Origin of the sequence: Labrys sp. (in: a-proteobacteria), assembly GCF_047605565.1 — a bacterium.
Taxonomy (GTDB): domain Bacteria; phylum Pseudomonadota; class Alphaproteobacteria; order Rhizobiales; family Labraceae; genus Labrys; species Labrys neptuniae.
Genome location: NZ_JASGFM010000013.1, coordinates 66,043 through 88,570, shown reverse-complemented (window position 1 = coordinate 88,570; position 22,528 = coordinate 66,043). Strand labels below are relative to the sequence as shown.

Annotated in this window: 23 protein-coding genes; 15 read left to right on the top strand and 8 right to left on the bottom strand. The window is 64.0% G+C overall.

Annotated features, from left to right (window positions below; genetic code table 11):
* The first annotated feature begins 188 nt into the window (after nt 1–188).
* From QM672_RS14010 to QM672_RS13985, 6 genes are all read left to right on the top strand, one after another.
* A complete protein-coding gene (locus tag QM672_RS14010; protein WP_367625531.1) occupies nt 189–1,406 on the top strand; it encodes an MFS transporter in 1,218 nt (405 codons plus the stop codon).
* 163 nt (nt 1,407–1,569) lie between these two features.
* Nucleotides 1,570–2,139, top strand: a complete 570-nt coding sequence (def, locus tag QM672_RS14005) for a peptide deformylase (RefSeq protein WP_311938604.1) — start codon at nt 1,570–1,572, stop codon at nt 2,137–2,139.
* Between the two features lie 4 nt (nt 2,140–2,143).
* Complete coding sequence (gene fmt / locus QM672_RS14000) at nt 2,144–3,070, top strand: methionyl-tRNA formyltransferase (protein ID WP_415083241.1); 927 nt, start codon at nt 2,144–2,146, stop codon at nt 3,068–3,070.
* Between the two features lie 51 nt (nt 3,071–3,121).
* On the top strand, nt 3,122–3,865 hold the full coding sequence (truA, locus tag QM672_RS13995) for a tRNA pseudouridine(38-40) synthase TruA (RefSeq protein WP_415083239.1): 744 nt from the start codon (nt 3,122–3,124) through the stop codon (nt 3,863–3,865).
* A gap of 202 nt (nt 3,866–4,067) precedes the next feature.
* A complete protein-coding gene (locus tag QM672_RS13990) occupies nt 4,068–4,373 on the top strand; it encodes an NIPSNAP family protein (RefSeq protein ID WP_367625528.1) in 306 nt (101 codons plus the stop codon).
* A 29-nt stretch (nt 4,374–4,402) separates the two neighbouring features.
* Entirely contained in the window at nt 4,403–4,993 is a 591-nt protein-coding gene (locus QM672_RS13985) for a sugar O-acetyltransferase (protein WP_415083237.1), read from the top strand.
* Nucleotides 4,994–5,039: 46 nt separating this feature from the next.
* On the opposite strand, the gene murJ is transcribed toward QM672_RS13985, so the two are convergent.
* Nucleotides 5,040–6,611 (bottom strand): murein biosynthesis integral membrane protein MurJ, encoded by a 1,572-nt coding sequence (gene murJ, locus QM672_RS13980; RefSeq protein ID WP_311938596.1) that lies wholly within the window; start codon nt 6,609–6,611, stop codon nt 5,040–5,042.
* Between the two features lie 102 nt (nt 6,612–6,713).
* Between murJ and QM672_RS13975 the strand changes: the two genes are divergently transcribed.
* Entirely contained in the window at nt 6,714–7,730 is a 1,017-nt protein-coding gene (locus tag QM672_RS13975) for an adenosine kinase (RefSeq protein WP_367625526.1), read from the top strand.
* Nucleotides 7,731–7,782: 52 nt separating this feature from the next.
* Here QM672_RS13975 and QM672_RS13970 read toward each other — a convergent pair whose 3' ends face one another.
* Complete coding sequence (locus QM672_RS13970) at nt 7,783–8,079, bottom strand: DUF6958 family protein (RefSeq protein WP_367625525.1); 297 nt, start codon at nt 8,077–8,079, stop codon at nt 7,783–7,785.
* Nucleotides 8,080–8,446: 367 nt separating this feature from the next.
* Here QM672_RS13970 and QM672_RS13965 point away from each other — a divergent pair, with 367 nt between their 5' ends.
* Complete coding sequence (locus QM672_RS13965; RefSeq protein WP_415083235.1) at nt 8,447–8,983, top strand: hypothetical protein; 537 nt, start codon at nt 8,447–8,449, stop codon at nt 8,981–8,983.
* A gap of 260 nt (nt 8,984–9,243) precedes the next feature.
* Here the strand turns inward: QM672_RS13965 and QM672_RS13960 are convergent, their stop codons facing one another.
* Complete coding sequence (locus QM672_RS13960) at nt 9,244–9,813, bottom strand: nucleoside 2-deoxyribosyltransferase (protein WP_415083233.1); 570 nt, start codon at nt 9,811–9,813, stop codon at nt 9,244–9,246.
* A gap of 197 nt (nt 9,814–10,010) precedes the next feature.
* Nucleotides 10,011–11,015, bottom strand: a complete 1,005-nt coding sequence (locus tag QM672_RS13955; protein WP_311938584.1) for a 2-hydroxyacid dehydrogenase — start codon at nt 11,013–11,015, stop codon at nt 10,011–10,013.
* A 151-nt stretch (nt 11,016–11,166) separates the two neighbouring features.
* Here QM672_RS13955 and QM672_RS13950 point away from each other — a divergent pair, with 151 nt between their 5' ends.
* From QM672_RS13950 to QM672_RS13940, 3 genes are all read left to right on the top strand, one after another.
* Complete coding sequence (locus QM672_RS13950) at nt 11,167–11,886, top strand: SH3 domain-containing protein (protein ID WP_311938582.1); 720 nt, start codon at nt 11,167–11,169, stop codon at nt 11,884–11,886.
* A 10-nt stretch (nt 11,887–11,896) separates the two neighbouring features.
* A complete protein-coding gene (locus QM672_RS13945; protein WP_415083230.1) occupies nt 11,897–12,502 on the top strand; it encodes a hypothetical protein in 606 nt (201 codons plus the stop codon).
* A gap of 286 nt (nt 12,503–12,788) precedes the next feature.
* The gene (locus QM672_RS13940; RefSeq protein ID WP_311938579.1) at nt 12,789–13,310 is read left to right on the top strand and encodes a YegJ family protein; all 522 of its coding nucleotides are present in this window, start codon (nt 12,789–12,791) and stop codon (nt 13,308–13,310) included.
* A gap of 42 nt (nt 13,311–13,352) precedes the next feature.
* On the opposite strand, the gene QM672_RS13935 is transcribed toward QM672_RS13940, so the two are convergent.
* Nucleotides 13,353–14,267, bottom strand: coding sequence for an alpha/beta fold hydrolase (locus tag QM672_RS13935; RefSeq protein WP_367625521.1), 915 nt, complete (start codon nt 14,265–14,267; stop codon nt 13,353–13,355).
* An 84-nt stretch (nt 14,268–14,351) separates the two neighbouring features.
* Between QM672_RS13935 and QM672_RS13930 the strand changes: the two genes are divergently transcribed.
* Nucleotides 14,352–14,957, top strand: a complete 606-nt coding sequence (locus QM672_RS13930; protein ID WP_311938575.1) for a helix-turn-helix domain-containing protein — start codon at nt 14,352–14,354, stop codon at nt 14,955–14,957.
* A 227-nt stretch (nt 14,958–15,184) separates the two neighbouring features.
* Here the strand turns inward: QM672_RS13930 and rtcR are convergent, their stop codons facing one another.
* Nucleotides 15,185–16,780, bottom strand: a complete 1,596-nt coding sequence (gene rtcR, locus QM672_RS13925; protein ID WP_415083227.1) for an RNA repair transcriptional activator RtcR — start codon at nt 16,778–16,780, stop codon at nt 15,185–15,187.
* A 304-nt stretch (nt 16,781–17,084) separates the two neighbouring features.
* Between rtcR and QM672_RS13920 the strand changes: the two genes are divergently transcribed.
* Nucleotides 17,085–18,641, top strand: a complete 1,557-nt coding sequence (locus QM672_RS13920) for a vWA domain-containing protein (protein WP_415083225.1) — start codon at nt 17,085–17,087, stop codon at nt 18,639–18,641.
* A 1,501-nt stretch (nt 18,642–20,142) separates the two neighbouring features.
* On the opposite strand, the gene QM672_RS13915 is transcribed toward QM672_RS13920, so the two are convergent.
* A complete protein-coding gene (locus tag QM672_RS13915) occupies nt 20,143–20,610 on the bottom strand; it encodes a MarR family winged helix-turn-helix transcriptional regulator (RefSeq protein WP_415083223.1) in 468 nt (155 codons plus the stop codon).
* A 53-nt stretch (nt 20,611–20,663) separates the two neighbouring features.
* Between QM672_RS13915 and QM672_RS13910 the strand changes: the two genes are divergently transcribed.
* Nucleotides 20,664–21,089, top strand: coding sequence for a DUF1772 domain-containing protein (locus tag QM672_RS13910; protein ID WP_415083303.1), 426 nt, complete (start codon nt 20,664–20,666; stop codon nt 21,087–21,089).
* Nucleotides 21,090–21,162: 73 nt separating this feature from the next.
* Here the strand turns inward: QM672_RS13910 and QM672_RS13905 are convergent, their stop codons facing one another.
* Nucleotides 21,163–22,080, bottom strand: coding sequence for a LysR substrate-binding domain-containing protein (locus QM672_RS13905; protein WP_415083221.1), 918 nt, complete (start codon nt 22,078–22,080; stop codon nt 21,163–21,165).
* A gap of 94 nt (nt 22,081–22,174) precedes the next feature.
* Between QM672_RS13905 and QM672_RS13900 the strand changes: the two genes are divergently transcribed.
* Entirely contained in the window at nt 22,175–22,432 is a 258-nt protein-coding gene (locus QM672_RS13900) for a hypothetical protein (protein ID WP_311938567.1), read from the top strand.
* The last annotated feature ends 96 nt before the right edge of the window (nt 22,433–22,528 follow it).

Genomic DNA, 22,528 nt, shown 5'->3' with positions numbered 1-22,528 from the left:
CCAACCAAATACACGCATCAGTTGAATCAGCATATTTTTGTGGCGCTTCGACGATTTCAGGACTTCTATGGCCGGCAGGGGGCTTCCTTGGCGACGTTCATTGCGTCGATCCAAGCAAAAGCGGCTGCAGGAATGGAAATGACTGTCCCTTCCCTGTGGCCGGCCGATGGCCATAAGGGAGAAATCGCTTGCCCCTCAGTTCACAACAGAAGAAGACCGTCCTCGCCTCCTTTCTCGGCTGGACACTCGACGCCTTCGACTTCTTCCTCCTGACCTTCCTGCTCACGGATATCGCGGCCGAATTCCAGGTCGGCGTTCCCGCCGTTTCCGAAGCCTTGTTCTTCACTCTGGCGACCCGCTTCATCGGTGCCTTCATCTTCGGCAGGCTGGCCGACCGCTTCGGGCGCAAGCCGATCCTGATGCTCAACATCGTCAGCTATTCGGTGATCGGCGCCCTGGCCGCCTTCTCGCCCAATCTCATGGTATTCCTGATCCTGCGCGCCATCTTCGGCATCGCCATGGGCGGCGAATGGGGCCTTGGCAGCTCGCTTGCGATGGAATCGATCCCGCCATCGGCCCGCGGCCTGGTGTCGGGCCTGCTCCAGGCAGGCTATCCGGCCGGCTATCTGCTGGCGGCCATCGTCTATGGATTGATCTATGGCCAGACCATCGGCGGCCATGTCGTCGGCTGGCGCACCATGTTCCTGCTCAGCGTCCTGCCCGCCCTGATCGTGCTCTTCATCCGGTCGCATGTGCCGGAATCGCCGGCTTTCACCGAGGCGCGGGACCAGGCGAAGCCTAGTCTCGGCGAAACCCTGCAGCGCCATTGGGGCATCGCCCTCTATGCCGTGGTGCTGATGATGTTCTTCAATTTCTTCAGCCACGGCACGCAGGATCTCTATCCGACCTTCCTGAAGAAACAGCACGGCTTCGATGCCCACACGGTGAGCTGGATCACCATCGTCGCCAATCTCGGTGCGATCGCCGGTGGCCTGCTCTTCGGGTCCCTGTCCGAGCGGATCGGACGCGTCAACGCCATCACCATCGCCTGCCTGATCGCCCTGCCCACCCTGCCGCTATGGGCCTACAGCACGACGCCCACGATGCTCGCCATCGGCGCCTTCATCATGCAGATCTCGGTGCAAGGCGCCTGGGGCGTCATTCCAGTGCACCTCAACGAACTTTCCCCGGGCTCCGTGCGGGCGACGCTGCCCGGCTTCATCTATCAGGCCGGCAATCTCGCTGCGTCCTATGGCGGCCCCTACCAGGCCGGCATAGCCGAGGCGCCCGGCAGCAGCTATGGCTATGCGCTGGCCCTCTTTGCTGGCGTCGTCGCCATCTGCATCATCGTCGTCATCCGTTTCAGCCCGGAACGGCGCGGACAGGTGATGACCGTGCTCGAATAGGGCGTTTCGTACCGTTTCTCCTGGGACCGCCGGCATCCTGCCGGCTTCTTCCTCTCCTGCAAGCGCGGTGGTTCCAAAGGCCGGCAGGATGCCGGCGGTCCCAGGAGCGTCTCCAACCCGCTTTCGCATTGACGCCTCGCGCGCGGCATCCTATCTGCCTGACATGGCCATCAAACCGATCATCATCCTGCCCGACTCCAAGCTCCGCCTCGTCTCCGCGCCGATCGAGCGCGTCGATGCGGAGCTGCTCCAGCTCGCCGACGACATGCTGGAAACCATGTATGACGCGCCCGGCATCGGCCTGGCGGCGATCCAGATCGCCGTGCCGCGCCGCCTTGTCGTCATCGACCTCGCCAAGGAAGACGAGCCGCCGGAGCCGCATGTCTTCATCAATCCGGAGATCGTGTGGTCGTCGGACGAGCGCAGCGTCTATGAAGAGGGGTGCCTCTCCATCCCCGACTATTATGCCGATGTCGAGCGGCCGGCCACGGTGCGCGTCGCCTATATCGATCGCGAGGGCAAGCAGGCCGAGCTCGAAGCCGATGGATTGATGGCGACCTGCCTGCAGCACGAGATCGACCACCTCAACGGCGAATTGTTCATCGACCACATCTCCAAGCTCAAGCGCGACATGGTGATCCGCAAGTTCACCAAGGCGGTCAAGACCGGCGAACTGCCGCAGTTCAAGCGCGAGAAACGCGAGCGCGAAGCTCCGCGCCCGGCGGAAGGCTGAGGCGTTGCGCGTCGTTTTCATGGGTACGCCGGAGTTCGCTCGCCCGGTGCTGGCCGAGATCCTCAACCAGGGTCATGAGGTCGTTGCCGTCTATACGAGGCCGCCGGCGCCGGCCGGCCGCGGTATGGCTCTGGCGCCTTCACCGGTGCACAAACTGGCCGAAGGCTTCGGCATTCCCGTGTTCACGCCCAAGAGCTTCCGCGACGAGGAAACCATCGCCACCTTCGCCGGCCTCGGCGCCGATGTCGCCGTGGTGGTCGCCTATGGCCTGATCCTGCCCAAGGCGGCCCTGGAGGCCCCGGCGGAAGGCTGCCTCAATCTGCATGCCTCGCTGCTGCCGCGCTGGCGCGGCGCCGCCCCGATCCAGCGCGCCATCATGGCCGGCGACACCAAGACCGGCGTGATGGTGATGCGCATGGAGGAAGGCCTCGATACCGGCCCGGTCGCGCTGGCCGACAGCATCGAAATCGAGCCGGACATGACGGCGGGCGAGCTGCATGACCGCCTTTCCCTCCTCGGCGCCGACCTGATGGCCCGGGCGCTCGGCGCCCTTTCGCGCGGCACACTCACCTTCACGGCCCAGAGAGAAGAGGGCGTGACCTATGCCCGCAAGATCGACAAGGCAGAGGCCCGTATCGACTGGTCGCGCCCGGCCCAGGAAATCCATAACCACATTTGTGGTCTATCTCCCTTCCCGGGTGCCTGGTTCGAAGCCGATTGGGGCCAGGGCTCGCAGCGGGTGAAGGTGTTGCACGCACAGCTTGCCGATGGCTATGGCGTCGCAGGCACGTTGCTCGACGACGAATTGACGGTCGCCTGCGGCAGTGGCGCCATCCGCCTCGTCCAGGTCCAGCGCGCCGGCAAGACTCCGATGGGTGCCGCCGAATTCCTCAAGGGCGCGCCGCTGGTGCAGGGCGCGCGGCTTGCGTGACTCCCGCGCCCTGATGGCGTAGAGGCCTGACTTCAGCAACGAAGTACCCGAATGCCGCGTTACAAGCTCCTGATCGAATATGACGGCACGCCCTATGTCGGCTGGCAGGCGCAGGCCAATGGTCGGTCTGCGCAGCAGGCGATCGAGGAGGCCATCCTCGCCTTCACCGGCCAGACCCTGCGCATCCAGGGTGCCGGCCGGACCGACGCCGGCGTGCATGCTACAGGGCAGGTCGCCTCGGTGATGCTGGCCAAGGACTGGACCACCGACAGGGTACGCGACGCGCTCAACGCTCACCTGACCCTGCAGGACGACTATGTCACCATCCTCGGCGTCGAGAAGATGCCCGACAGTTTCGACGCGCGCTTCTCCGCCAGGGGCCGGCGCTATCTCTATCGGCTGATCGACCGCCGCCCGCCCTTGGCGCTGGAGCGCCATCGCGCCTGGCATATCCGCAAGTCCCTAGACGCCGAAGCCATGCATCATGCGGCGCAGGGTCTCATCGGCCACCACGACTTCACCACTTTCCGCTCGGCCGATTGCCAGGCCCAGAGCCCGATGAAGACGCTCGACCGCCTCGACGTGATGCGCGTGGGCGACGAGATCCATGTCATCGCCACGGCCCGCTCCTTCCTGCACAACCAGGTCCGCTCCATGGTGGGATCGCTGCGCCGGGTCGGCTCCGGCGACTGGAGCAAGGCGGATCTGGTCGATGTGCTGGAAGCCCGCGACCGCACCCGCTGCGCCGCGCTGGCGCCGCCGCACGGGCTCTACCTCACCGGCGTCGACTATTGATCTGCCTGCGCGGCAGCGGCGGGCCTGATCCAGAATCGGATCCGATGTTGTAGGAAACGGGCGCCCTCTTTCCGGCACCATGCTCCAGAGCAACGTGCGTTCACGACTGAACGCTTGCTGCTCCAACTCTTCGGTTCGACGCGTCTTTGCGATTCGAGGTGACTCCGTCAAATCGCGAAACGCCATAGCTGCGAGGCCATCCGTGATTACCTGCTATCTGAAATATGTCGTCGATCCCTGGAAGCTCGATGCCTTCGAAGCCTATGCCAAGGCCTGGATTCCCGTGGTCAACCGCATGGGCGGCACGCATCACGGCTATTTCCTGCCGCATGAGGGCGCCAGCGACCTTGCTTATGCGCTGTTCAGCTTCCCCAGCCTTGCCGCCTATGAGGATTATCGCCAGCGCCTGGCCGTCGATCCGGAATGCCAGGCCATCCTGGCTGAGGAAAAGCAGGTTCGCAGCATCGTGCGCTATGAACGCAGCTTCATGCGCCCGGTGTTCGGCTGAGCCGCACTTCTCGAAGACAGGAGGTCCCGGTGGATCTGGAAGCCCAGCGCGCCCTGATGCTCAGCGGCGCCGTCTATAACGACCTCACTTCCGAACTGATCGCGGCACGTGCCAGGGCGGTCGAATTCACCAGCGCCTATCATCGCAGCATCGGCGAGACGGCCGAAGTGCGCGAGGCCATCCTGCGCAGCCTGTTGAAATCGGTCGGCCCCGGCGCCCTGTTCGAGCCAAGCTTTCGCTGCGAGTTCGGCTTCAACATCAGCATCGGACGCTCCTTCTACGCCAATTTCGACTGCGTAATCCTGGATGGCGCCAGCGTCGAGATCGGGGATTACGTGCTGCTCGGGCCGCGGGTCGGCATCTACACCGCCAACCATGCCATCGATCCGATCGAGCGTGCTGCCGGCGCCTGCCAGGCCAGGCCGGTACGAATCGGCAATCGGGTCTGGGTTGGTGCCGGCGTCCATATCAATCCGGGCGTGAGTATCGGCGACAATGCCATCGTCGGATCGGGCAGCGTGGTCACGCGCGACATCCCGCCGAACGTGATTGCCGCCGGCGTTCCAGCCCAGGTCATCAGGACCATCACTGCGGCCGACCGCACCGGCTTCAAGCCGTGACAGGATGGGGCGCTTCGACGGCCGAATTCGCAATGAAGGCCGATGGTTATCCGCCGGCCTCCGGCGCACGGCCTGCCAGTAGCGCCCGCAGTCCGGCCTTGCGATCGATGGCTCCCAGCAGCAGGCAAGCACCCAGGTAGAAAATCAGCCCCCCGCCGCAGAGGAGTGCAAGGGTCACTACGCGCACCGCCAGGGGCTGCCCTGCGATCAGCCAGCTCTCCACGGCCCCCACCGCTCCATAAAGGGCAGCCAGCATCAGGACGGCGGCGCCAGCGATCCGGGGCAGTCGGCGGCAGGCGGGCCTGTCGAGTTGCAACAGCCCGCTTTGCCAGGCCAACAGGGCCAGCACGACGAGATTGATCCAGCCGGAGGCCGCCGCGGCGGCGGCAATGCCGACCTGGCGCCAGACCGGAAAGAGCGCGAGCGACAGGGCCACGTCGGCCACGGCGCCGATCAGCGCGATGATGAAGGGCAGCCGCATGCGGGCGCGCGCGAAAAAGAGAGGCTGCAGCACCTTGGCCCCGGCAAAGGCCGGCAGGCCAGCGGCAAACCCCGCCAGCGCCAGCGCCGTGGCGGCGCTGTCATTGGCGGAGAAGGCGCCACGCTCAAACAGGACGGAGACAATGGGCCCGGCCAGCACGATCAGGGCCAGCGCTGCCGGTAAGCTGAGAAAGGCCGCGAATTCGACCGCGCGGCTGAGAGTACCACTCTCGGCCTGCCGGTCTTCCTGGCTGCTGGCCCGGGCGAGTTCCGGCAGCAGGGCGTTGCCGAGCGCCACCGCGATGATGCCCAGCGGCAGCTGGTAGAGGCGATCGGCATAATAGAGCCAAGTCACGGCACCGGGATCGGCGGAGGCCACGATCAGGCCGATGAAGGCGTTGACCTGCGTCGCCCCCGCCGTCAGCACCCCCGGCAATGCGAGCAGGAAGAAACGCCGGACTGCAGGTGTCCAACGCGGCTTGACCAGCCGCAGCCGCAGGCGGGCCCGATGGAGGGCCCAGAAAACCAGTCCACCCTGGGCGAGGCCTCCGACGAAGATCGACCAGGCCAGCAGGCGCGCCAAAGCCTCCTGGTCGAGCCGGGCCAGCAAGGGGGCGCCGAGCAGGGCGGCGATGGTAACGACATTGACGAGCGCCGGTGCATAGGCCGCCACCGTGAAACGGCCATGCACGTTGAGCACGGCCGAAGCCACCACCATCACGGCCGTCGCCAGGCAATAGGTGAAAGTGATACGCGACAGGGCAACCGCAAGATCGACACGGCCGCCGCCTTTGCCGAACCCGGGTGCAATCAGCTCGATCAGCAGCGGCATCGCCACGAGGGCCAGGGCCGAGGCCAGGAAGAACGCCAGGGCGACCTGCGTGAAGACCTGGTCGGAAAAGGCCTCGCCCTCGCCGCGTCGTTCGGCCTCGGCATGAAGAGGTACGAAAGCCGTGTTGACGGCACCTTCGGCAAACAGCCGGCGCATCAGGCTCGGCAGGCGGAAGGCGACCACGAAGGCATCGGCCACAGGCCCGGCCCCCAGCGCCGCCGCCACCATGGTGTCACGGATGAAACCGAGAATGCGGGAGGCGAGAGTCGCGAATCCGACCGAGGCAGCGTTACGCAGGAAGGCCATCAGAACTCCGAACGACAGCGACGGCACTGGTTGCGTCGCAACTCTTCCTTGCCGCAACGCAGCACATCGCTATAGTCCGCGCGCGCAAAACAGAGATACTGCATGCCCAAATCCCCTTCCAGCGCGAAACCTCGTTTCGACGTTCTCACCATCGGCAACGCCATTGTCGATGTCTTTGCCCAGACCGAAGACGATTTCCTGGTCCGCGAAGGCCTCGCCAAGGGCGCCATGATCCTCACCAGCGAGGAACGGGCCGACCACCTTTACGCCGCCATGGGCCAGAGCATCGAGATCTCGGGCGGGTCGGCCGCCAATACGGCAGTCGGCGTCGCCTCTCTGGGTGGAAAGACCGCCTATTTCGGCAAGGTAAAGCGGGACGAAGCCGGCAAGGTCTTCACCCACGACCTGCGCGCCCAGGGCACCCATTTCGAGACGGTGCCGCTGACGGAGGGTCCCTCCACCGCCAAGAGCTTCATCTTCATCACGCCCGATGGCGAGCGCACGATGAACACCTATCTCGGCGCCTGCCATCTGCTCGGCCCGGCCGACATCGAAGAGGATGTCGTGCGAGGCGCCGCCATCACCTATATGGAAGGCTATCTGTGGGATCCCCAGGATGCCAAGGACGCCTTCCTGAAAGCCGCCGATATCGCCCACAAGGCCGGACGGCGCGTGGCGATCACCCTGTCCGACTCCTTCTGCGTCGACCGTTTCCGCGGCGAGTTCCTCCACCTCATGCGCTCGGGCGTGGTCGACACCGTGTTCGCCAACACCCAGGAGATCAAGTCGCTCTACGAGACCTCTGATTTCGAGACGGCGCTCGCCCAGGTCGAGAAGGACTGCCGCCTCGCCATCGTGACCCGCTCGGAAGACGGGGCGCTGGCGATCGAGGGCGGCACGCGCGTCTCCGTGCCGGCCTTCCCGATCGACAAGCTGGTCGATACCACCGGCGCCGGCGACCTCTTCGCCTCAGGCTTCCTGTTCGGCCTTGCCCGCGGCCTGCCGCATCTGGCCTCGCTCAAGCTCGGCGCGCTGGCCGCCGCCGAGGTGATCCAGCATGTCGGAGCCCGCCCGCAGACCAATCTGCGCGTGTTGGCCCAGGAAAACGGACTGCTCTGACAAGAGCCGAAGTATTTTTTTGAGAAGGGCCAGGAGGCCTTTCTCAAACGAGTCAGGCCTTGTGAAGACGTAGCGGCGAGACCTTCTCGCGCCGGATGATACTCCGCGCCTCGAGGTCGAGCTGCACGGCCTTGACCCACCAGCCCGCCTTGGCACCGCCGGGATAGAGATTCTCCGGCAGTAGGGCCGGCACCCGGGCCTGGATCTGCGCCACGGTCAGGCCCGGCTTGCCATCCGGCAGCAAGGCCAGAATGGCGGCCTTCATCGCCGCGTACATGGCCGCATCCGCCGCCCAGGCCTTGCCGGGGTGATTGATGTTCAGCAGTTCAATTCGGGTCTTATCGGTCATCGGCAGGTCCTCCGGCACATCGCATCCTCTGCAACAAGGACGTCGGCGCCGGCGTATTTCCGACATCACAACCGCGAGAAAGCCAGCTTCAATCCCAGGCCGGCGAAAGCCAAGGCAAACGCGCGCCATTGCCGAGGATGACCGTGAGGTGGCGCGGCCTAAACAGGTCGATGGAATGCTTTCGCGTTTCGCGTAGAATGGGTACCCTCAAGGCAGAATTCGCGTCATGCAAACTCAGATAGATATACTTCGAAGAATACTGTCGTCCCTGCACCTCAGGAACGGCTATGAAGCCGTTCTATACAAAAATAACTGGACGCCTCTAACGAAACCATTTCCCGAGAGAATAAAGAACGATTTCCATTTTATGAAATATATGAATCACATGGCATTCAATTCACGAGGAACCGAAGACACACAGTGGCTGAATCTCGATCCTCGTACGATTCGCCGCGAGATCGAAGAACGAAAACGCCATGAAGATGCAGCACCTAAAAATTGGAAGCGAGCACATGGAGAGATAAATTCAAAAGAATCAATGACTTACTTCCATTCTGAATGCCCCAATTCTTATATCTATGTTTTTCGAGGCCTTAGCTATAGAGGCGATGGCGAAACTGCCATTTCTCTGCACCTTCCCTCCTTGGCTGGCAGGATCGTGAAAGATATACTTAGAAACAATTCGCCGCTTGGAAAAGATTGCGCTTATGATCCGTGGATCGAGAAGGATGAATATTTGATTTGCCGCTCCTGGGATAGACATCCAAGGCAGAGCCGCGATCATACGGCGTACGGATTCAGCGCATATGTTTTGCCAGAATTGAAATATCTTAGAAATAGAAACGACTCGATCGACATTTCGGAAGTTTTCATGTGCATCGATAGCTTTGAAGTATACGTATAGTTAGAAGACCATTACACTTTGATCCAAACTGGGCGCGCTGCCCGTTCATCCGCCTGCAGTCACCTTCTCCGCAAAGGGAAGGAATTACCGAGTTCTCAGCTGCCTACCCCATTAAGCCGATCCCAACCCTGATCATCGAAGCGTTCCCCACGCTCAGCGGCATGAAGGGGCTGGACGAGGCGAAGATCGCCACCGGCTTGTGCTTCCCCGAAACATCGCAAAGAACGAGTTCGTAACGCGACGGCATCGTATGGGCCCTTTCAAATGCTCAACAGCCGTCCAGTCGCGATCCGCAGGCATTCCTCGAAGGCGCCGAGGTCTTCGAAGAGCTTGCCCGCCGCCGCCGCGCGCGTGACGAAAACCCCGCCGCGTGCCTCGATGCCACCGTCGAGCATCAGGTTCTCGGCCATGTCGAAATCCTCGACCGCCAGGCCATCCGAGCCGCGCGGCCGGCCCTGCGCATCATCGGCGATCCGGCCGTCGTAATAGATCTGCAGCCGCTCGAAATGCGATTGGGCCACATTGGAGAAGGCGAAGGCAGGACAGCCGCGGGCGCACATGAAGCCAAGCTCATAGACCGTGCCGGTATCGGCGGCGATGCCGCGGAAGGGCGTGAGATTGGCGATGATCGCATCGGCACTCAGCATCAGCCTTTCATTGACGGCGCTGATGGCGAGGCCGAAATCGCGCTTGGTCGGCTGCGCCGGGATTTCCAGGTCACCCGGAGAGACCGGGATAAAGCCATGGCGCCGGGTGAGCTCGATCTTGGCGTCGAGCACCTCGCGGGCGTTGGGCAGGAAGACTTCGGGGCCGGCCAGATAAACGCGCATTGGGGGGTGCCCTTTTTACCGATCTACATAAGTCCGACCTGTCATTCCCGGCCGAGCGCAGCGAGGGGAAGGGAATCCAGGAGCGGCGGGACGCATTCGTGCCCCTGGATTCCCTTCCCGCTGCCTTCGGCAGCGCCGGGAATGACAGCGCCCCAACTCGCATGCATGGGTCGATCTGGAGATCGACCCACCTGGTTTCACAGCATCTCCGGCAGGACCTTGTCCGGCGGACTATGGCCATCCATGAAGGCACGGATATTGACGATGACCTTCTCGCCCATGTCGGTTCGGCCTTCGATGGTGGCCGAGCCCATATGCGGCAGCAGCACCACGCGCCCGCTCTTGGCGAGCTTGACCAGGCGGGGATTGACCGCCGGTTCATGCTCGAACACATCGAGCCCGGCGCCGGCGATCTCGCCGGCATCGAGCATCTTGGCAAGCGTGGTTTCGTCGATCACCTCGCCGCGCGCCGTGTTGATCACCAGGGCCTCGCGCTTGAGCAGCTTCAGCCGCCGGGCCGAGAGCAGGTGATAGGTCGCCGGCGTGTGCGGACAATTGACCGAGATGATGTCCATGCGGGCCAGCATCTGGTCGAGTGAATCCCAATAGGTCGCCTCCAGCTCGGCCTCGACGGCGGGGTCGACATGATGGCGATTGTGGTAATGCACCTGCAGGCCGAAGGCCTTGGCCCGGCGCGCCAGGGCCTGGCCGATGCGGCCCATGCCGATGATGCCGAGGCGCTTGCCGGTGATGCGGCGCCCGAGCATCCAGGTCGGCGACCAGCCGGGCCAGGCATTGTCACCTTCGGGAATCACCCTGGCCCCCTCGGTCACGCGCCGGGCCACGGCGAGAATCAGCGCCATGGTCATGTCGGCGGTGTCCTCGGTGAGGACACGGGGCGTGTTGGTCACGGTGATCTTGCGGGCGACCGCCGCCTCGACGTCGATATTGTCGACGCCATTGCCGAAATTGGCGATCAGCTTGAGGTTGCTGCCGGCCGCCTCGATCAAGGCCTTGTCGACGCGATCATTGATGGTGGGCACCAGCACGTCGGCCGTCTTCACCGCTTCGATCAGGGCCTCCTGCGACATCTTCTCGTCGGTCAGGTTCAGTTGCGCGTCGAACAGTTCGCGCATGCGGGTTTCCACGCTGTCCGGCAGGCGGCGCGTGACCACGACCCGCGGTTTTTTTCGTAACGACATGCCGACCTCCCGCAAACTTTAAGACGGCGTTCACCGCCCTCAGACAAACTGCGCCGATAAGCCCGCAGCCCATCACTGTCCTTCCTCTAACAGACAGGCAGGCGCAGCAACAGAGAGAGGTTGCGGGCGAGTGTGTGCGTCGAGGTCCGGCATGTCCCATTACGAAGAAGAAGCGCCCCGTTTGAGTCCCATTGCCAAGATCGGTTTTGCCGGTGCCTTCTGCGCCCTCATCGTCGCCGGCGGGGTCTACTATCTTCACCACAAGCGGCTGAAGCAGCCGACGGGTGCGGCGAGCGATGGCATCAGCGCCGATACGCTGGCCGATCCCACCGTGGCCGCCTTCATCGCCGGCGCAGGCAAGGCCGCCATCCCGGACAAGCCTGCCGATGACGTCACCGGTTCGCTGCCGGACCCCAAGGCCGGCAAGGACCAGCTCGGCCCGGTCTCCGGCCTGCCGATGCCTCGCTTCGTCAGCCTGAAGCCCGACAGGGTGAATGTGCGCCAGGGCCCCTCGCGCGACCAGACCGTGTCCTTCATCTACCAGAAGTCCAACCTGCCTGTGGAAGTGATCGCCGAATTCGAGAACTGGCGGCGCATCCGCGACGCCGACGGCTCCGAAGGCTGGGTGCTGCAGAACCTGCTCTCGGGCAAGCGCACGGCGCTGATCGCGCCCTGGTCCAAGCAGCAGACGCTGCCGCTCCATGCCACCGCCGACGCCAAGGCGACGGCTGTCGCCATGCTGCAGCCCGGCGTGCAAGCCTCGATCAAGAATTGCGCCTCGAACTGGTGCCGTATCCAGGGCGAGGGCTTCGACGGCTGGATCCAGGAAAGCAATCTGTGGGGCGCCTATCCCGGCGAAGCGATCGACTGAGACGGAGCCTGTGCCCCGCCTTCGCCTGATGATCAGCGGGATCGCCTCCCGCGAGCAAGCCGGCATGGCGGTCGAGGCGGGTGTCGATGCCATCGGGCTCGACCCCACCGCCTTTCCGCAGGCGGGCCCGGAAGGCAGCGAAATGCTGGCGGCGATCGCGCTCGGCCTGCCGCCGGCGGTCACGCCGGTCCTGATCACGCCCGCGCTGACGGCCGGCACCGTGGCACAGCAGGTCGACGCCTCGGCGGCGCTCGCCGTTCGCCTGGCCAGGCCCATCGCCGCCGGCGAATATCCCGGCCTCAAGCGCATCATCCGTGGCCGCAAGATCATCCAGTCCATCGATCCTGGAGGCACGGATGCCGAGGTCCTGGTGGAGGCCTATGCCTCCCTCGCCGATGCCCTGCATCTGCATGTCGGCAGCGGGGATGATCTGAGCGCCTGCCGGCGCCTGATCGAACTGGCTGGCCTGCCCTGCTTTCTCGGGCTGACGGAGCCGGCGCTCCTGCCGGCCGCCGCCGCGCTGCGGCCCCACGCCATCGATCTCCAACTCACCGGCGTGGGCAATTTCGATGCCCCGGCCTTGGGCCGTTTCACAGCAATGCTGGCGGCCTTCTGAGGCCAAGTTTCAAAGATACTGCGTCACTAAGGCCTGGTTTCCCGGGATCGCAGGTGTCCTCGCCTGCTGTTGGAAACGACGCGGCTCAAGATGCAGGCGAGGACGCCTGCGATCCCGGGAAGTTCACCCCCGTTGCGATCCGGCCAGTCCTGCCGCTACGATGGCGCTAAAGCGTTTTGCGATTTGACGGAATCGCCTCGAATCGCAAAGACGCGTCGGAACGAAGAGCTAGAGAAAATAGGCGTTCATGCCTGAACGCGTTTTGCTCTAGCAATCGGAGCCGCCGATGACGAGAGCCCTCCTCCTCGCCCTGACGAGCCTGGCCTTTCTGGGCCTGTCCGCGGCCAGTGCCGAAACCGTGACCCAGAAGGCCGGCCGCGACGCGACCTTCAAGGCCAGGGACGACGATCCTGCCATGAAGGCCGCCTTCGCCAAGGCCCAGGACAGTCTGCCCGATTTCATCGACGCCCTGGACGGCAAGGTCAGCGGCGCCAGCGGCTTTGTCGTAAAGGTGCCGATCGTACAGGGCACACAAACCGAATATTTCTGGCTCAACGAGGTCAGCCATCGGGGTGACCGCTTTACCGGCAAGGTCAACAACCGCCCGGAACTGGTGGGCAATGTGACGTTCGGCCAGCAGCTCACCTTCCTCAGGAGCCGGATCCGGGACTGGGGCTATTATCGCGACGGCAAGCTGCAGGGCAATTTCACCACCTGCGTCCTGCTGGCCAAGGAGGACCCGCGCGAGGCCCAGGAGCTGAAGGACCAGATCGGCCTGGCCTGCGAGGGCGCCGCCTCGCCGCAATAGGCGCCGGTTTCTGCCGCTGGGGCGACACTGACAGATCCCGACTCATTCCGCCGTCTCGAAACGGCGGTGCGGCCAGGGGTTCACCCCGTCCCTCAGCCAGGCGAGCGTATCCTGCCAGAAACCGGCCCGGTGCCGGTCATGGAACAGGCTGAAATGACCGATCTCGGCCAAGTCGTAGTCCTGCGGCTTCAGGCGCACCGCGGTCGCCGAGCTCGACCGGTAATAGGCCAGCGCACGCCGGATGGCTGGCACCGTGCCGAACTCGTCGTCGGACATGGTCACCGCCAGGATCGGTGCGGAGACGGCGGCAAAACGCGCGAGGATCTCCGCCCGCTCCCGGCGCGGATGGCTGCTCTCGGCATGCCTGCCGCGGAAACTCCATTCCAGGGCGACACCGGCCGGCAGGTCCTCCAGCCAGCCCAGCCGCCGGCCCGGAAAATAGCCGAATATCGCCGTAAACAGGGGCATGAGCACATGCCAGCGCCAGACCAGCCCGAGGCGACGACTGCGCGCATAATCGGGCCAGTAGGCATATTGGGCGCCGATGGTCAGCATGCGGTCGATCCAGCGGGCGTTGCCGGCAAGTCCCGGCAGGAAACCGCCGATGCTATGACCGACCACGAAGAGGGGCCCGTCGGGCCGGCGCTGCCGGGCAAAGCCCAGCACGGCCTCGAAATCGCGCGTTCCCCACTCGCTCCAGCGATAGCCGCAGCGCCTCAGATCCGCGGGGCGCGACAGGCCGATGCCGCGATAGTCATAGGTAATGGCATCGAAGCCCTGCTCGGCGAGGAAACGGGCATAGCGGTGATAATAGCGGGCAAGCACACCTGTCGCAGCATTGATGACGACCGTGCCCGCTCCCCCTCCGCCTTCCGCCGGCCAGAGATGGCCGGCGAGAACGACTCCATCCCCGCAGGTGATCTCGACCGGCGCGGCCGGTGTCATGTCCATCGCCATCGACAGTCCTCACTCCGCATGAAGGGATAGCATGCCCCGCGGCAACAACTATACTCACTTGTCAGTATACATTGAGGGCAAGCCATGTCCGAGCCTGCGACCACCACGCGCGAGCGTATCGTTTCGGCGGCAGCGCGCCTGTTCTACGACAAGGGCATCCGCAATGTCGGCGTCGACGCGGTTGCCGCCAAGGCCGGTGTCACCAAGCGTACGCTCTATTATCATTTCACCAGCAAGGACGACCTGATCGCCGCCTATCTGGCGGCCCGCGACCAGCCCAACCTCGCCCTGTTCCGGCGCTGGTTCGGGGAGGCGCAGGGGGATATCGCGGCCAAGATCGAGGCGATCTTCCGCAACCTCGCCGTGGCAGCCCGTCATCCGCGCTGGAAGGGTTGTGGCTTCCTGCGCACCGCCGCCGAACTTGCCGACCTGCCGGGGCACCCCGCCATCAAGATCGGAGCTGCCCATAAGAAGAGCTTCGAAGCCTGGCTGCGGCTCGAACTGGAAAATGGAGGGCTCGGCGACGCGGCCCTGCTGGCTCGGCAGGTCGTGCTGCTGCTCGACGGCAGCTTTGCCGTCGTCCTGCTGCATCGCGACCCCGACTATATGGAGGCTGCCGGCAAGGCGGCCGCCACGCTGATCACCGCCGCTCTCGCAAGCAGAACCCGGCGCGCGCGCCCAGCGGCCTAGCACGACAGTCGCGTTTTTCGCACGAAGGGATTTGGAGTGTCAGCCTATCCAGCGTTCCTCTATGCAACTGCAGTCCCATGGCGTTTTGGTATTTCCCGGAATCACCAAGAATCGCAAAGACGCGTCCCGCCAAAGAGTTGGAGCAAATAAGCGTTCACACCTGGGCATTTGCCCTGGATTTAAATAGCCAGCAAATAAGTACATTGCTTGGTGGATGGCAGCGGCACTCAGCCCTGCCTCACCGCCTCCCAATCCAGCTCGAAGCGCGCCAGATATTTGCGCAGGCGATCGGCATCGTTCGAGCTGGCCTTGGCTTGGCGCGATGCCGCGAACAGCACCCGTCCGGCCGCACTGAGGGACGAACTGGCGCGGCAAACACGGATCACCTCGGCCAGCTGCACCTGGTCGAAACGGTCGATGCCGGCAACACGCTCCTCGCCGAGGAAATCGGCCAGCAGCCGGTCCGCGCCCTCGACGTCGCCGGCTCGCCAGTGCCTGACGAGGCGGGCGATTTCCTCGGCAACCCCATCCTCGGTGATGCGCCCGCCGGGTGCCAGGGTCGCCATGCGGGTGACTGAAGCGGAGAGATCGCGGAAGTTGGCGGTCCAGCGCGCTTCCGGCGCAGTGGCGAAACTGAGGTAGCGGGTGCGGGCTTCGCGGTTGAAGGCGATGTTTTCCCCCTCGCGCTCGGCATAGCGGGTGAGCTCGAAGTCGAGATTGGGCTCGATGTCCTCGCGGCGCGCGGCCAGGCCCGGCAATTCGAAGGTCCACAGGTTGAGGCGCGCCAGCAGGTCCTCGCGGAACTTGCCCGAACGCACATCCACCGACAGGTCGCGATTGGTGCCGGCGATCAGCTGGAAATCGCTGGCCGCCTCCTTGTCGGCGCCGACCGGCAGAAAGCGCTTCTCCTCGATGGCCCGGAGGATCATGGCCTGCTCGTCGAGGCCGAGCTCGCCGATCTCGTCCATGAACAGCAATCCGCCATCGGCTGCCCGCAGGAGCCCGGCCCTGTCGGTCTGAGCGCCGGTGAAGGCACCGCGGACATGGCCGAACAGGGCCGACATCGTATGGTCGCCGCGCAAGGTCGCGCAGTTGACCTCGACGAAATCGCCCGTGAGCTGGCGCCGCGCCTGCTTGAGCTCGAAAATGCGGCGGGCCAGCAGCGACTTGCCGGCCCCGGTCGGCCCGGTCAGCAGCACCGGCGCGCGGGAGCGCATCGCCACTCGCTCGATCTGGTCGATCATGGCATTGAAGGCGGTGTTGCGGGTCGGAATGCCGGATTTGAGGAAGGAGGTCGCCTCATGCGTCTCCGCCCTGAAACGGCTGGCGATGGCATCGTAGCGCGAGAGATCGAGATCCACGATCGAATAGGAACCGGCAACGCCTTCGCCCTGGCGCTTAGGCGGCGAAAGCTGAATCAGTTTGCCGGGCACGTAATGGGCCTCGGTCAAGAGGAACCAGCAGATCTGGGCGACATGGGTGCCGGTCGTGATGTTGACGAGATAATCCTCTTCCTCGACATCGAAGGGATAGGCCCTGGCGAAATCGTAGAGGGCGCCATAGACCTCCTGGAAATCCCAGGCATCGGCGAGATTCATGATGTGCCTGACCACTTGCGTGCCCGGCGAGATCACCGCGATGTCGCCCACGATCCGCTCGGCCAGCGACGTCGCCCTGATGTCGTGGATCAGTTCGAGGCGGTCGATCGGCAGATCGCCCTGCTGGCAGAGCGCCACGGTCGGCCGCCAGCGCTCCCAACGCTTGTCGCGCTTGCCGCTGTCGAGGCTGACGCCGAGAAACCCGATGGCAACACGCTTTTTCATAGAGACTCCCCTGGGATTGCAGGCTTCCAGCCTGCTCTTGGAAACGCAGTGTTTTCAGGAAAGAGCAGGCTGGAAGCCTGCGATCCCAGGAACGACCCATCGCCCCGTAACCTATATCATGGGATATTTTATTATCGAAAAATATAAATTTTGAACTCAAGCCTTCCGTTCAAGAAATTCCCACCAGGCTCGTTGGAGTTTTTTTGTCGTTCAAAATCAATACCTTATAAAATAATTTCACACACACCCTCAACCTGGCACGCTCCCTGCAATCAGATCCCCGTAACAAACGAGGATGATTGCCATGGCAAATAAGTCGCTGTTTGCCTCCTTTGTGGGGAAGATGCTGCCGAAGACCAATACCGCCAACAAGCACGGTGCCCCGGCCTATGAGTTCACCCCGCGCCACGCGCTGGCCCAGCTCGCCGTCACCGGCACGCTGAACCGCACCTTCTATGCGAGCGCCACGGCGCAGCTCGACGAGACGCTCAAGGTGGTCTGCGAGGTGGAGAGCGCGTTCATCGCCAAGGCGGCGATCTATGCCCGCCAGCGCGGCCACATGAAGGATATGCCGGCCTTGCTGCTCGCCTATCTCTCCATGCTGCAGACGGGCGATTTCGCCAAGGCGTTCCCGCGCGTGGTCGATAATGGCAAGATGCTGCGCAATTTCGTGCAGGTCATGCGTTCGGGCGCTGTCGGCCGTAAGTCCCTGGGGACCCGGCCGAAGAAGCTGGTCCAGGCCTGGCTCGAGACCGCCTCGGACATCGAAATCATGCGCGCCAGCGTCGGCAACGCGCCCTCGCTCGCGGATGTGATCAAGATGGTCCACCCCAAGCCCGCCGACAAGGCGCGCGAGGCGCTCTATGCCTGGTTGATCGGGCGACCCTACGATGTGGAGGCGCTGCCTGACATCGCCCGGGCGTTCGAGGCCTTCAAGCAGGATCCGACGCTGCCGGTACCGGCGGTGCCGTTCCAGATGCTGACGGCGCTGCCGCTCACCCGGCAGCACTGGGCAGCCATCGCCGACAAGGCCGGCTGGCAGATGCTGCGGATGAATCTCGCCACCTTCGCGCGCCACGGCGTGTTCGAGGTGGAGGGTTTCGCCGAGAAGCTTGCCGCCCGGCTTGCCGACCGCGAGGCCATCAAGCGGGCACGGGTGTTCCCGTATCAGCTGATGATGGCCTATGCGCAGGCCGGGCAGGACATCCCGCCCGTCGTGCGCGAGGCGCTGCATGACGCGATGGAAACCGCGGTCGCCAACGTGCCCGCGATCGAGGGCCGCGTGGTCGTCTGCCCGGACGTGTCGGGTTCGATGTCCTCGCCGGTCACCGGCTATCGCAAGGGCGCGACCACGCAGGTGCGCTGCATCGACGTGGCCGGCCTGGTGGCGGCTTCGGTGCTCCGGGCCAATCCGTCGGCCCGGGTGATCCCGTTCGAGCAGACCGTGGTCCGCGTCGACCTCGAGCCGCGCGACACGGTGATGACCAATGCCCGCAAGCTCGCCTCCATCGGTGGTGGCGGCACCAACTGCTCGGCGCCGCTGGAGAAGCTGGCGAACGAGAAGGCCAAGGTGGATCTGGTGATCTTCGTCTCGGACAACCAGTCCTGGATCGATGCGCGCCGGGGCGGCGAGGCCACGCAGATGATGAAGCAGTGGGAGCGGGTGAAGACCAGCAATCCCGGTGCCAAGCTCGTCTGCCTGGACATCCAGCCCTACACGACCACCCAGGCGCAGGAGCGTGCCGATGTGATGAACATCGGCGGCTTCTCGGATGCGGTGTTCGACACCATCGCGGCCTTCACCAAGGGCGAGATGGGCGCCGAGCATTGGGTCGACGAGATCGAGAAGATCGAGCTCTGATACGACACGATTTCCAGCCGGCGGCTTCATGCTGCCGGCCGGAACCAAAGCCGCAGCGAATGCCTGGGGAATTACAGCTTCAGGTGATCGTTGGCCCCCGGCCCTCTCGCCGCAAGACCAGAGGTGACCGGAACAGGCGCGATGCCGTCTCGACCGCTTAGGCGGGCAAGGCGGCCGTCATTTCCCACAGCCTTGTCGCTGCGGCCTATTCATTGAAGGTTTTTCAGACGCCACGGCAAATGCCGACGGAACTACAGACTGCGAATCCCGGGGTTGCGGGTTCAAATCCCGCTGCGGCGCAAGCTGCATAGCTCAGATGGTTAGAGCACGGACCGCCGCAAGGCGGTAACGTTTCGTCATTCTTGTTGCCGTGGCGCTTATCATCAGGAGATTTCATACGGACACGGCGAATGCCGATGGAACTACAGCCTTCACGCTCCAGGTCGCGGGTTCAATTCCCGCCAGGCCGCAAGGCCTGTAGCTCAGTGGATAGAGCAGGATGTTTCATCACTCTCGTCGCCGTGGCTCGATCATGGCTCTTTGCAATCAGCGGCGAATGCCGGCGGGACTACAGGTTAGAGCGCCCTTTCATCCGAAGGGGAGGTCGGCGTTTTCGATGGCGCCCCGCGCAAGCGGTAGCTCAGCAATCGTCCCCCTCGAACCTCGTCGCCGCACTCCACTGAAAGGAATTTCGACACGTCACGGCGAATGCCGAAGGGAATACAGCAACACCGGGGCGCTGCAGCGGCGAACTGCACCCGACTCACCGTTATCGGGAGCCCGTTCTCATCACCCTCGTCGCCGTGGCCCTTTGACGACACCGAGCAGAGCGGCGAATGCCGATGGAACTACATGGTCCTCCTGGTTCGAACCCAGAGCCTTGCGCCAGGCCGAAAGGTCCCGCGCGGGTGTAGAAGTTTCATCACCTTTCGTCGCCGCGCCTGCCCGGCCTGATTTGGAACGTTGCGGCGAATGCCGGCGGAACTACATGGCTATTCCCCACGTGATGCGGGTTCGAGTCCCGTCGGGTCCACCAAAAGGGCGTGTCGTCGGTTATGGTTTGGAGTCTGATGAGGTCAAAAATGGCTAGATGGGAGGAGCTAGCGCTGCCAAGACTTGCGTCTTGGCAAGCGAAGCGACGCTGCAGATGGCCATTTTTCACCTCACCGCCTTCAGCGGCGGGGCGCTTTTGACCGATGAGCACGTCGGGTATCGTAGCAAGCCGAAAGGCTTGCGTCCTCACCCTCCTTCTCCTCGGTCAAAATCGCTCCCGTCAAACCCGAAACCATAACCGACGACACGCCCTTTGGGCCCGTAGCTCAATGGTAGAGCATATGTTTCGTCATCCTTGTCGCCGCAGCGTTCCAGTTTTCATTCCGGCGAATGCCGGCAGGGCTTTCATCATGATTAGGCGCGAGCCACCGGCCTGAAAAGTCGGGGATCGTCCGGAAACGGACATCGGATGCCTGCCACTTCTCGTCGCCATCCCGTGGCCCCTCCGCTACTCCGGATCGGCCTCTGCTTCCAACCGAACACGCAGGGTTTCGATCAGGCGCAGGCAAGCCATCACGTCTTCAACTGCCAATCCCCGCGAAAGGGCGTCCACCCAGGGCTTCTGCAGTTGGTTTGCGGCTTCATAGGCAGCCCTCCCCTTTGCCGTCATCACCACCAATTTGGCCCGGCGATGATGGGGATTGTCGCGGAAGGCGAGAATGTCCTCGTCCGCCAGTTCGTTGACGATACGCTGCACGCCCTGTCGGTTGAGCCCCATGGAACGGGCAAGATGGGCCACGGGCTGCGGGGTACCGGCCAGCGCAATGGCGCCTAGCACCTGCCAGCGCGCACTGCTCAGGCCCAGCCCGGCCACCAGCCGGTCGCCGGCCGCGAGCAGGCGTCCGTTCAGGCGGAAGACTTCGAGGATGAGGGCCGTGACGCCTTCGCCGACCAGGGCGGGATCCGATTCATTCATTGACAATATATATCCAATTCGACAACATATTGTCAAATTGGAGCAGATCCATGCTGATCGATCAGATTGCCCTCATCCTCGCAGCCCTCTTCGCCGGCGCAGCCTTCTATATCAACATCGCCGAGCAGCCGGCTCGGCTCGCCCTCGACGACGCCTCCCTGCTGGCGCAATGGAAGCCGAGCTATGCGCGCGGCCTTGCCATGCAGGCCAGCCTCGCCGTTGCCTCCGGTCTTGCCGGCATCGCCGCCGCCTGGCTCTCCGGCAGTTGGCTCTGGCTGGTAGGGGCGGTGCTGATGCTGGCGAACTGGCCCTATACGCTCTTGGGCATCATGCCGACCAACCGGCTCCTGGAGGCAACGCCGAACGATGAGGCGGGCGCGCAGACGCGCCGACTCATCCTGCGCTGGGGCTGGCTGCACGCCGTCCGCACCGCTCTCGGCGCAGCGGCGACGCTGGCCTATCTCGCCGCCTCGCTATAGCGTTTTGCGATTTGACGGAGTCGTCTGGAATCGCAAAGACGCGTCGAAACAAAGGGCAAGAGCAAAAAAGCGTTCAGTCCTGAACACGCTTTGCTCCAGGAGGCCCGGCCCCGACATCGGCCAGCTCCGCTCGCAGCCAGGTCTCGAAAGCCTTTACCTTGGCTGAAGGCTTGCGCCGCGCCGAACTCACCAGCCAATAGGCCAAGCCGGTTTGAACCGGGCGCGGGAAAGGCGCGACCAGGCGCCCGTCGCGCAGCGCATCCTGGGCCAGGGTCTGCCAACCGATCGAGACGCCCTGGCCGGCGATCGCTGCATCCAGGCAGAGCGCCGCATCCGAAAAGGCCGGACCGGCCGCGAGCGACAGGTCCGACTTGCCATAGGCGGCCAACCAGATCGGCCAGCTCTCGGGCGAATTGTAGTCGATGATGGCCGGCAACCTGACCAGGTCCTCGATGTCCCGAATACCAGCCGCAAGTGCGGGCGAGCAGAGCGGGAACAGGCTCTGATCCATGAGGTAATCGGCCCGCACGCCCGGCCAGGGCCCGGCGCCGACGCGCACGCCGACATCGACGTCCGAGGTATCGAAATCCACCCGCTCGACCGAGGCATCGATGCGCAGCTGCAGGCCCGGATGCGCCTCATGGAAGCGATGCAGGCGCGGCACCAGCCATTTGGCGGCGAGAACCGGCGCGACCGTCACCGTCAGCACATGCTCGGCCCGCGCCTCGGCCGTGGTCAATGCCTGCGAGATCTCCCGGAAACCGCGGGTGAGGCCCGCGAGCAAGGATTGACCGAGCGGTGTCGGCACGAGCCCCTTCGGCCCGCGCGTGAAGATCGGCCGGCCCAATCGCTGCTCGGCCTTGAGCACCTGCTGGCTGACGGCGCCCACGGTGACGCCAAGCTCTTCGGCGGCCTTCGCCATCGAGCCCAGGCGTCCGGCAGCCTCGACCGCCCTGAGAGCGCCGAGCTGATATCGCAGCAGACTATCCATATAGTTTTTCTATAGCATGCCCGCGCAAAACTCCATTTCTTTTCCGCCCCCTTTATCGGAGATTCGGCAGCAGGAATTCAAGGATATCGTCAACATGCTGACCGCCAGGATACTCAAGACCCTTAAGCAGCACTGGACACACAAACCGCTGACGCCAGCCCGCAGCCTGGAGCCGCTCGACCATCCCAGCCTGCAGGCCATGTCCCTACGGGAACTGGCCGATTTGCCGCTGGAACCGCCACCAGCACCCAGCCATGTTGCGGGTGTTGCAGCCTCCAATCCAGGCAAGGCGGCCGCGTGCCGAACACCTTCGCACCAGCCCATGCGGGGAACCGCAATCGCCGCCCGCTAACACCAGATCTCCAAGGCGCTGACCGGCACGGCGAGTTCAGGACTACCCCTGGGACCGCCAGCATCCTGCTGGCTTTTTCGCCTGCACAGGCCGCCC